The organism is Intestinimonas sp. HCP28S3_D6, from assembly GCF_052065695.1.
In the GTDB taxonomy this organism is placed as follows: Bacteria; Bacillota; Clostridia; order Oscillospirales; family Oscillospiraceae; genus Intestinimonas.
Genome location: NZ_JBQHTM010000002.1, coordinates 112,015 through 121,276, shown reverse-complemented (window position 1 = coordinate 121,276; position 9,262 = coordinate 112,015). Strand labels below are relative to the sequence as shown.

At 62.9% G+C, this 9,262-nt stretch carries 12 protein-coding genes; 4 read left to right on the top strand and 8 right to left on the bottom strand.

Going from position 1 to position 9,262, the window contains the following annotated elements; genetic code table 11:
- The first annotated feature begins 311 nt into the window (after positions 1-311).
- The 3 genes from ACTNBK_RS01620 to ACTNBK_RS01610 all read left to right on the top strand — a co-directional run bounded on the left by ACTNBK_RS01620 (position 312) and on the right by ACTNBK_RS01610 (position 3,542).
- Entirely contained in the window at positions 312-779 is a 468-nt protein-coding gene (locus ACTNBK_RS01620; protein WP_441143027.1) for a hypothetical protein, read from the top strand.
- A 197-nt stretch (positions 780-976) separates the two neighbouring features.
- Complete coding sequence (locus ACTNBK_RS01615) at positions 977-3,145, top strand: Tex family protein (RefSeq protein ID WP_441143025.1); 2,169 nt, start codon at positions 977-979, stop codon at positions 3,143-3,145.
- 13 nt (positions 3,146-3,158) lie between these two features.
- Positions 3,159-3,542, top strand: a complete 384-nt coding sequence (locus tag ACTNBK_RS01610; protein WP_441143023.1) for a metallopeptidase family protein — start codon at positions 3,159-3,161, stop codon at positions 3,540-3,542.
- Positions 3,543-3,591: 49 nt separating this feature from the next.
- Here ACTNBK_RS01610 and ACTNBK_RS01605 read toward each other — a convergent pair whose 3' ends face one another.
- Positions 3,592-3,801, bottom strand: coding sequence for a helix-turn-helix domain-containing protein (locus tag ACTNBK_RS01605; protein ID WP_441143021.1), 210 nt, complete (start codon positions 3,799-3,801; stop codon positions 3,592-3,594).
- Between the two features lie 141 nt (positions 3,802-3,942).
- On the opposite strand from ACTNBK_RS01605, the gene ACTNBK_RS01600 reads away from it, so the two are divergent.
- Complete coding sequence (locus ACTNBK_RS01600) at positions 3,943-4,290, top strand: hypothetical protein (RefSeq protein WP_441143019.1); 348 nt, start codon at positions 3,943-3,945, stop codon at positions 4,288-4,290.
- Positions 4,291-4,365: 75 nt separating this feature from the next.
- Here the strand turns inward: ACTNBK_RS01600 and ACTNBK_RS01595 are convergent, their stop codons facing one another.
- The 7 genes from ACTNBK_RS01595 to ACTNBK_RS01565 form a co-directional block, all read right to left on the bottom strand.
- Positions 4,366-4,815 (bottom strand): cupin domain-containing protein, encoded by a 450-nt coding sequence (locus tag ACTNBK_RS01595; protein ID WP_441143017.1) that lies wholly within the window; start codon positions 4,813-4,815, stop codon positions 4,366-4,368.
- Positions 4,816-4,817: 2 nt separating this feature from the next.
- Entirely contained in the window at positions 4,818-5,894 is a 1,077-nt protein-coding gene (gene eutH, locus ACTNBK_RS01590) for an ethanolamine utilization protein EutH (protein WP_441143015.1), read from the bottom strand.
- A gap of 15 nt (positions 5,895-5,909) precedes the next feature.
- Positions 5,910-6,158, bottom strand: a complete 249-nt coding sequence (locus tag ACTNBK_RS01585; RefSeq protein ID WP_276858532.1) for a EutN/CcmL family microcompartment protein — start codon at positions 6,156-6,158, stop codon at positions 5,910-5,912.
- Positions 6,133-6,405 (bottom strand): hypothetical protein, encoded by a 273-nt coding sequence (locus ACTNBK_RS01580; RefSeq protein ID WP_441143013.1) that lies wholly within the window; start codon positions 6,403-6,405, stop codon positions 6,133-6,135. Before ACTNBK_RS01580 ends, ACTNBK_RS01585 begins: the two co-directional genes overlap by 26 nt.
- 12 nt (positions 6,406-6,417) lie before the next feature.
- Positions 6,418-7,146 (bottom strand): ATP-binding protein, encoded by a 729-nt coding sequence (locus ACTNBK_RS01575; RefSeq protein WP_441143011.1) that lies wholly within the window; start codon positions 7,144-7,146, stop codon positions 6,418-6,420.
- Positions 7,147-7,149: 3 nt separating this feature from the next.
- Entirely contained in the window at positions 7,150-7,452 is a 303-nt protein-coding gene (locus ACTNBK_RS01570; RefSeq protein WP_130849036.1) for a BMC domain-containing protein, read from the bottom strand.
- Positions 7,453-7,753: 301 nt separating this feature from the next.
- Positions 7,754-9,217, bottom strand: a complete 1,464-nt coding sequence (locus ACTNBK_RS01565; protein WP_441143009.1) for an acetaldehyde dehydrogenase (acetylating) — start codon at positions 9,215-9,217, stop codon at positions 7,754-7,756.
- Positions 9,218-9,262 lie beyond the last annotated feature (45 nt).

Here is a 9,262-nt window from a genome sequence, read left to right as displayed (position 1 = left end):
TCGCAAAGCAGCTCGCTGCCCACAACCGCCGCTCCAATAACTTCCCCATGAGACCTTTGGGTTGGCTTTCTCCTCGAGAGTTCACCGTCCAATATGTTTGACAAACCTACACTGCAATCACACGTTTAATACACTCCATTTATAACATTTATCTAATAAATCATTCATAAATTTGTAAATTATATTCAGATTTTTACTGTACACATTGCCATTTTTCGCTTTTTATGTTACTATATCTAAAAATTCTCTTACATAAAATTTAGTGTATTATTTGATGTGTGTTACGTTATCAAACGTCAGGGGGCCCCATTATGTTTGGTTTCTCGAAAGAAGAAGTATTGGCCAAAGCAATCAAAAATGCATGTTCAAATAAATTAAACACATATGAACACGAAATTCAGCAAATTCTTACAAGATGTCAAATGCCACCAAAGATGTCCGAAAGCGAATTATCGCATCTGACTTTACAGGCTCGTCGCAATTATCTTAATGCCGTGTGTGACAGTATCTGGAGCAGCTTTTCTGTGAGTAATCCAAATACACATGCACGTTTCAAGCTTGCTTTGATGAGTCCACAAATGACTGGACTTCCTGAAGAAATCAATGTTGATTACTTAAACACCAATGGAATATCTGCAGGTGTTGTTTTTGCGCTTGCGTTTTTTGCACTAACCAATAAACAAATCAATTCTCCTAAATTGTTTAGGACAATGTCTATATTAAGTCATTATCAAAATGATTTAATGGAAAGTGTACTAACTAAATTTGATAAAGCATGATTTATCTAGGGTGTCCTATATATAAAGTGGGGCACCCTAATATTATTCTTAAACTGAATTATTGAACCATCGTAACCATGGAAGCTCACTCCCATACTTATATATAAATATATATGTATAAGATCTCTCGCACTACCTTGTCCGCCAAGCATTGGCGTGATACAATCAAGGCACCCATTACCAAAAGGAGCGACACAATGGACACCATCATCACCATCCTGGCCCGGGAGCTGGGCCGGGAGCCCACCCACGTGGAGAATGTGGTCAAGCTCATCGACGAGGGGAACACCATCCCCTTCATCGCCCGCTACCGGAAGGAGCTCCACGGCGCCATGGACGACACCACCCTGCGCACCCTGGCCGACCGGCTCCAGTACCTCCGGAACCTGGACAAGCGCCGTGAGGAGGTCAAGGCCTCCATCGAAAATCAGGGCAAGCTCACCGAGAAGCTGTCGGCCGCCATCGACGCCGCCGCCACCCTGGCGGAGGTGGAGGACCTGTACCTCCCCTACAAGCCCAAGCGCCGCACCCGGGCCACCATGGCCAAGGAAAAGGGGCTGGAGCCTCTGGCCGACGCCCTCTTTGCCAAGGGGAGCCCGGTGGACCCGGCGGCCCTGGCGGCAGACTTCATCGACCCGGAAAAGGGCGTGGAGACGGTAGAGGACGCCCTCCAGGGGGCCAGCGACATCATCGCCGAGGCCGTCAGTGATGACGCCGCGGTCCGCAAGGCCCTGCGGGAGCTCTACCTGCGCCGGGGCGCCCTGGTCTCCCGGGCAGCGGAGGACGAGCCCGCCGACACGGTCTATCGTCTCTACTACGACTTCACCTCCCCGGTAAACCGGGTCCAGGGCCACCAGGTCCTGGCCATCAACCGTGGTGAGCGGGAAGGCGTCCTCAAGGCCGGGGTGGAGCTGGACGCTGAGGCGGCCAAGGTGGCGGTCCGCCGCCAGGTGGTGCCCGGCCGGGCGGCCATGGACTTCGTCCGGGCCGCCGCCGACGACGCCTGGGACCGGCTTTTAAAGCCCTCCCTGGAGCGTGAGATCCGCAACACCCTCACCGAGCAGGCCGACGAGGGGGCCATCCACAACTTCGCCCTGAACCTGAAGCCCCTCCTCATGCAGCCGCCGGTGAAGGGCTTCGTCACCATGGGCCTGGACCCGGGCTACCGCAACGGCTGCAAGGTGGCGGTGGTGGACGCCACCGCCAAGGTGCTGGACACGGCGGTGGTCTACCCCACCTTCAATGAGAAAAAGAAGCAGGAAGCCATTGACACCCTGGCCAAGCTGGTGAAAAAGCACGGCGTGCAGCACATCGCCATCGGCAACGGCACCGCCAGCCGGGAGACCGAGCAGATGACGGTGGAGCTCATCAAGAAGGTGGGCGGGGACCTCTCCTACATGATCGTCAGCGAGGCGGGCGCCAGCGTGTACTCGGCCTCCAAGCTGGCCGCCGAGGAGTTCCCCGACTACGACGTGAACCTGCGCTCGGCGGTGTCCATCGCCCGGCGGCTCCAGGACCCCCTGGCCGAGCTGGTGAAAATTGACCCCAAGGCCATCGGCGTGGGCCAGTACCAGCACGACATGCCCCAGGCCCGGCTGGACGAGACCCTCTCCGGTGTGGTAGAGGACTGCGTCAACGCCGTGGGCGTGGACCTGAACACCGCCTCCGCCCCCCTTCTCCTCCGGGTGTCCGGCCTCAACAACACCACCGCCAAGAACATCGTTAAGTACCGGGAGGAGAACGGCGCCTTCACTGCCCGGAAGCAGCTTTTGAAGGTCCCCAAGCTGGGGCCCAAGGCCTTTGAGCAGTGCGCCGGCTTCCTGCGGGTGCCCGAAAGCAAAAACGTGCTGGACAACACCGCCGTCCACCCGGAGAGCTACGCCGCCGCGGAAAAGCTCCTTGCACTGTGCGGCTGCGACCTCTCCGCCGTGAGGGCGGGGGCCCTCACCGACCTCCGGGACCGGGTGTCGGCCTACGGCGAGGCCGCCGCTGCCGAGGCCTGCGGGGTGGGCGTTCCCACCCTCCGGGACGTGGTGGGCGAGCTCATGAAGCCGGGTCGGGACCCCCGTGACGAGCTGCCGAAGCCCATCCTCCGCACCGACGTGCTGGAGATGAAGGACTTAAAGCCCGGCATGGAGCTCACCGGCACCGTCCGCAACGTCATCGACTTCGGCGTCTTTGTGGACATCGGCGTCCACCAGGACGGCCTGGTCCACATCTCCCAGCTCAATACCCCCCGCCGGGTGAGCCACCCCTCCCAGGTCTGCGCCGTGGGGGATGTGGTCACCGTGTGGGTGCTGGACGTGGACGAAAAGAAAAAGCGCATCAGTCTTACCATGAAGAAGCCCAAGGACCAGACCGTGTAAGGGGAGGGTTGTTATGACCATGCTCAGCTTCGACGAGGTGGGTCTCCTGCTGGACGAGATGGCCGAGGAGTTCCCGCCGGAGTTCTTTGAAGAGCTCAACGGCGGGGTGGCCCTGCTGCCCGAGTCCAAGGCCGACCCGGAGTTCCCGCCGGGGGAGATGTATATTCTGGGAGAGTACTGCAACGACATGATGGGCCGGCACATCAACCTCTACTACGGCTCCTTCGCCGCTCTGGCCAAGCTGGAAAACTGGACGGAGGAGGACTGGGAGGACGAGCTGTGGGACACCTTCTCCCACGAGTTCACCCACCACATCGAGGGCCTGGCCGGAGAGCGTGGGCTGGAGATCAAGGATGAGGCTTATATGGAAGAGCAGCGGTCCCTGCGGGATCAGTGACCTTTGAAACAGAAACAGCGGCGTTGGAGATCATTCCAACGCCGCTGTTTTAATCCTGTTGTTCCGGAACATAGGCCACTACATCCTCGATCCGGCAGTTAAAGAGCTGGCACAAAGCCTCCAAGGTGTTGGTGGAAACCGACTCCCCCGCCTTCAGCCGCCGGATGGTGGAGCTGCTGATCCCCCCTTTGACCTGTAAGGTATAGGTGGAGGCGCCCCGCTGCCGCATCAGTTCCCACAAGGGTTCATAGGAGATCATGGTCCACCTCCCTGGCAGTTTCTTCTTGACATATGCCCATTATTGCCTATAATGATCTTGAAGCGTGATAGGCAATATTGACTATCATCCCAATAGAAATGAGAGACAGGTGGACCTGTCTGAGGAAGGAGTCATGGAGTGATGAGTAAACCCAGCGATATTTTGGAGTTTCAGCCCGGCGAGCAGGAGCTCAAGCGGATCAAGGGCGATTTTTGGGGCACCAGCGCCGGCAGGGCCCAGGTCCCCGGCACCTACATCTTCACGGACCGCCGCATCCTGTTCCGTGGCAACGGCCTGGTGGAAGCCCTGCGGGTGGTCTTTTCCCTTCCCTACAGCGCCATTGTGTCCATGGAGCCCTACAATGTGTCCCTCTTCATCCCCACGGGCATCCGGGTCAACACCCAGGACGGCAAAACTTTCCGTGTCTCCGTCCTCAAGCGCAAGGAGATCATGGCCTTCATTGAGGAGCAGCGGCAGAAGCAGGGCTGACGGCACTTCTCCCGCCATTTTCAACCGCATATGATGAAACTACCGGTGTGTGAGCATGCTCACACACCGGTAGTTTCATTTCTGCCAGTCGGCGGGATAGACGAAGTAGAGGAAGCGGACCTTCCCCTTGGCGGAGAACTGGATCTCGCTGCCCCGGGGGATATGAATCACCTCGCCGGGGCCGGCGGACACCGTCTCGCCCCCCACCAGGATGTCCAGCCGCCCGTCGATAACATAGTCCATCTCGTCATAGGTGAGCTTCCAGGGGAAGGTGGTCTGCTCCATGACCATCAGGCCGCAGCCCAGCCGGGGGGCCTCCTCCAGGGAGAAGAGGTCCCGGGTCCACACCCGGTCCCCGCTGTTTCCCGTGTCCAGCCGGTCCTCCTCCCGGACGTCCAGCCGGGGTACCGCCACCGCCCGCACCCCGTGGGCGGCGGGACGCTCCGGCGCTGGGGTGCCCCCCAGCTTTTCCAGCAGCACCTGGCGCACCAGCTTCTCCAGAGCCGACTTGTCCACATCTGCCATGTTCATCTCTCCTTTCGGGTGAGGAGCATGGCCACCGCCACAGCGGTGATGCCCCCCGTCAGCTTGGCCACGATCATGGGGAAGATCATGGTCTCGTCAAAGCCCGCCGTAAAGCCCAGGTGGTCCCCAAAGACGAAGGCCGCCGACACGGCGAAGGCCACGTTGACCACCTTGCCCCGGCGGTCCATGCCGGCCACCATGCCAAACATGGGAATGTTGTTGGCCAGGGTGGCCACCAGCCCCGCCGCCGCCACGTCGTTGACCCCCAGCAGCCGCCCCAGCTTCAGCAGGGGCTTTTGAAAGACCTTTGTGATGACAAAGACCAGGGGGAAGGCCCCGGCCAGGACGATGGCGATGTGCCCCACCACCTCAAAGCCCTCCCCGATGGGGGCAAGGCCGGGGATGAGGACCAGGCCGGTGAGGGACTCCACGATGGCGGCGGCCAGGCCCACAGTGATAACGGCCACCACCACCTTGCCGAAGATAGTGAAGCCCTTCACCATGGCGACGGGAATCTTCCACAGCCCCAGGGCCAGGAGGAGGGCAATGAGGACGATGGGAATGAGGTTCCGGAGCACCATGCCCACCGGGAAGCCGGCGGTGAGGCCGCCCAGGAAGGCCCCCAGGGGGATGGTGACCACGCCGCAGAGCACCCCCCGTGCCAGAGGCTCCAGGTCCTCCGGCTTCAGGATGCCCAGGGCCACCGGGATGGTAAAGACGATGGTGGGGCCCAGCACGGCCCCCACGATGAGGCCCCCGAACTGCCCCGCCTCCGGCGTGAGGGCCAGCTCCCGGGCCAGGGCGGCGCCCCCCATGTCGTTTGCCAGGATGGTCCCGGCAAACATGGCGGGGTCGGCCCCCAGAAAGGTGTAGACCGGCACCACCACCGGCCGCAGCAGGTCGGAGAGGACGGGGGCCAGGCAGAGGATGCCGATCATGGCCAGGGCCAGAGAGCCCATGGCCAGAATACCCTCCTCGAACTTCTCCCCCAGGCCGAAGCGATTCCCCGCGATGCGGTCCAGGGCGCCCAGCACCAGAAAGACGGCCATGAGGCCGATGATGATCTCGTTGACGGACAATGGGCTCCCCTCCTCTCAGGACTCCACCCGGTCCACGATGCCCACGATGGCGGCGTCCACAGGAATGTGTTCTCCTGCCGCGATCCGGGCGCCGCTCCCCCGGGTGACCAGCACCTTATCCCCCGGTCCCGCCCCCGCCTGGTCGGCGCACACCAGGGCGGGGCCCTGGTGGCCCTCCGGGGCCACCAGCAAGAAGGTCTGGCCCGTCAGCGCCTCCGCCTTTCGGGTGCACCACACGCTACCGATGACGATCCCTAACAACACAGATGCCCATCTCCCGCAGCCCCCGTTCCAGGGCCATGAATTTTTGATAGATGCCCAAGGGGGCGCTTTTGCGATAGTCCTTGTACTCTAGGCCCGACTCCAGGACCTGGACCTTTTTCCCCTCCAGCAGGGCCCGGAGCACCGCCCCTTCCCCGTCGGTGAGGACCAGGCCCAGGGACAGGGCCCCCATCTGCTCCACCGGCAGCCGGGTGATGACCAGGGCTCCGTCCCGCGTCTCCAGTTCCATGGGAACACCTCCTCAGCCCGTCTGGTATTTGCCCGCCTTCAGCTTGATCATCATGATCCACATCAGGGAGGAGAGCCGGTTGAGGCCCAGGATGATATCTCCCCGGGTCACCCCGCCGTTCTCGTCCCGGAAGGCCCGGTAAGCGGCAAGCTCCGTCTGCCGGACCACCGTGCGCACCTTGTTCACTGCCAGGATGGCGGGGGAGTCGGTGTAGCGGATGAGGAAGTGGCCCTGGCCGTAGTATTTTTCTGGGTAGTGGGACCGCTCCCGCAGCTCCGCCGGGGTGAGGCCGCAGAGCTTCACCTCCCCCACCGGCTCCTCCAGCACGTCAAAGCGGATGAAGCGCCGGACGAAGTCCAGCACCTCCTCCAGCTCCTCCGCCAGGGCGGGCACCCCCTCCCGGACGCACACCTGCTGGCACAGGGCGATCTCCCCCTCCAGCAGGTCGATCATGCCCCGGAAGGCGATACGGGGGTGGTCCTTGAATACCAGGATGTTGCCCCTCAGGTGGGTCATGTGCTCCGGTTTCTCCGTCAGAACGGCCCCGAAGAGGGTGCGGTACTTCCCCGCCCCCTCCGGGCCCTCCTCCCCCCTGCCCTGGGGGTAGACCACCTCCACCCGGTGCTCCCGGAGCCAGGACCGGGCGGAAGGGGTGAGGACATCCTCCCGGGTGACCACCACCGGCCCCCGGGTGCCGTTGTCCGACATCTGCCGGACCCGCTCCTCCGTCAAGAGGGCCACGGCTTAGCCCTCCCGGTCGAATTCCCCGGCTTTGTGGGGCAGGATGCCGTCCACCTCGGCATGGGGGCGGGGAATGACGTGGACGGAGATAAGCTCCCCCACCTTCTCGGCGGCGGCGGCACCAGCGTCGGTGGCCGCCTTCACAGCCCCCACGTCTCCCCGGACCATGACGGTCACCAGACCGCCGCCCACCTGCTCCTTGCCCACCAGCTGGACGTTGGCCGCCTTCACCATGGCGTCGGCCGCCTCAATGGCCCCCACCAGTCCCTTGGTCTCCACCATACCCAGCGCGTTCGTGTTTGCCATTTGCTTTGTACTCCTTTCCTGTTGGGGGTGTTCCCCCTTGTCCGCTGTCTCCTTGACCGCCCCGCCGCCCTTCACGGCGGCGGCCAGGCTGGCCAGTTCCTCCTTGGCCGGGGCTTTCTGCCGCCGTGCCCCGGAGGGCTTCTTTTCCTCTTTATCCGCACCCTTGGCGGCCACCGCCGCCTCCCGCAGGAGGTCGGCGGAGGGGTCATACATGATGCCCTCGGTCTGGACCCGGTCCTGTAGGTCCTCCCCCGGCTGGGGGACGGGCAGCTCCGGGCCTTCGGTATTTTTTGCTCTCATCTCATGTCAGCCTCCTGATGATCTGGTCCACCAGCTCCCGGAGGAGGGCGTCGTCTACCGCCGGGCGCCCGGAACTCTGCCAGGGGGCGGCGGCAGCGCCGCCCCGCAGCTCCTCCAGCTCCTTCACGCCCCAGGCCACCCGCTTGATGTTGATGAGGTCCAGAGGGCCGATGTTGTTGGAGGAGGAGGAGCCCCCCACCGCGCCGCACCCCAGGGTGAGGGCGGGGAAGAGGCAGGTGGTGGCGCCGATGCCGCCCAGGGCGGAGGGTGTGTTCACCAGCACCCGGCTGGCGGGGACGGCCTGGGCAAAGCGCTTGACCACGGCCTCGTCCTCGGCATGGATGGAGAAGGTGTGGCCCGCCCCCTCCCACTCCAGGATCTCCACGCAGCGCCGGAGGACGGCCTCCTCAACGGCCTCCACATAGTAGGCCAGGATGAGGCCCAGTTTCTCGCTGGAGTAGGGGTAGCCGGAGCCCACCCCCGTCTCCCGGGCCACCAGCACCCGGGCGGAAGGGGGCACCTTGTCCAGCCCGGCCAGCTTGGCCACCGTCTCCACGCTCTTGCCCACGATGGCCGGGTTCATGGTGCCGTTGGCACGCAGGATGAACTTGGACAGCTTTTTGTGCTCCTCGTCGCTGAGGAGGTAGGCCCCCTGGCGTCTGAGCTCCTCCGACACCGCCCCCTCCATGGCCCGGGTGGTGACGATGGACTGCTCGCTGGCGCAGATGGTGCCGTTGTCAAAGGTCTTGGAGTCCAGGATCCGCTTCACCGCCTGGGCGACGTTTGCGGTATGGTGGATATAGACCGGACCGTTGCCCGCTCCCACGCCGATGGCCGGGGTGCCGGAGGAGTAGGCCGCCTTGACCATGGCGGCGCCGCCGGTGGCCAGGATGAGCCGGGTGTGGTCGTGCTTCATGAGGGCGCTGGTGGCCTCCAGGGTGGGGGTGGCGATGCAGGCGATGGCCCCCTCGGGAGCCCCCGCCTGCCGGGCGGCTTCCGAGACCACCTTCACCGTCTCTCCGATACATTTGATGGCGCTGGGGTGGGGGGAGAAGATGATGGGGTTGCCCGCCTTCATGCAGATCATGGCCTTGTAGATGACGGTGGAGGTGGGGTTGGTGGAGGGCACCAGCCCCGCCACGACGCCCACGGGCACACCGATGTCGATGGTCCGCTTCTCCTTGTCCTGGGCCAGGATGCCGTGGGTCTTTTCCTCCTTGATGGCGTCGTAGAGGGTGAGGGCGGCAAAGCGGTTCTTGATCTCCTTGTCCTCCGCCTTGCCGTAGCCCGTCTCCTCCACCGCCATCTGGGCAAGCCGCTGGGCGTGCTCCGCCCCCGCCTTGGAGATGGCCGCCGTGATGCGGTCCAGGTCGGCCTGGCTCATGGCCGCCAGGGCCCGCTGGGCCTCCCTGGCCTTGCCCACCAGGTCTCGCACCTCCTGGATGGATTGTAGATCTTTATCCAAATGGTTCCCTCCTTCCGGACTTTGGGCGGCCACAGGCCGCCCCTA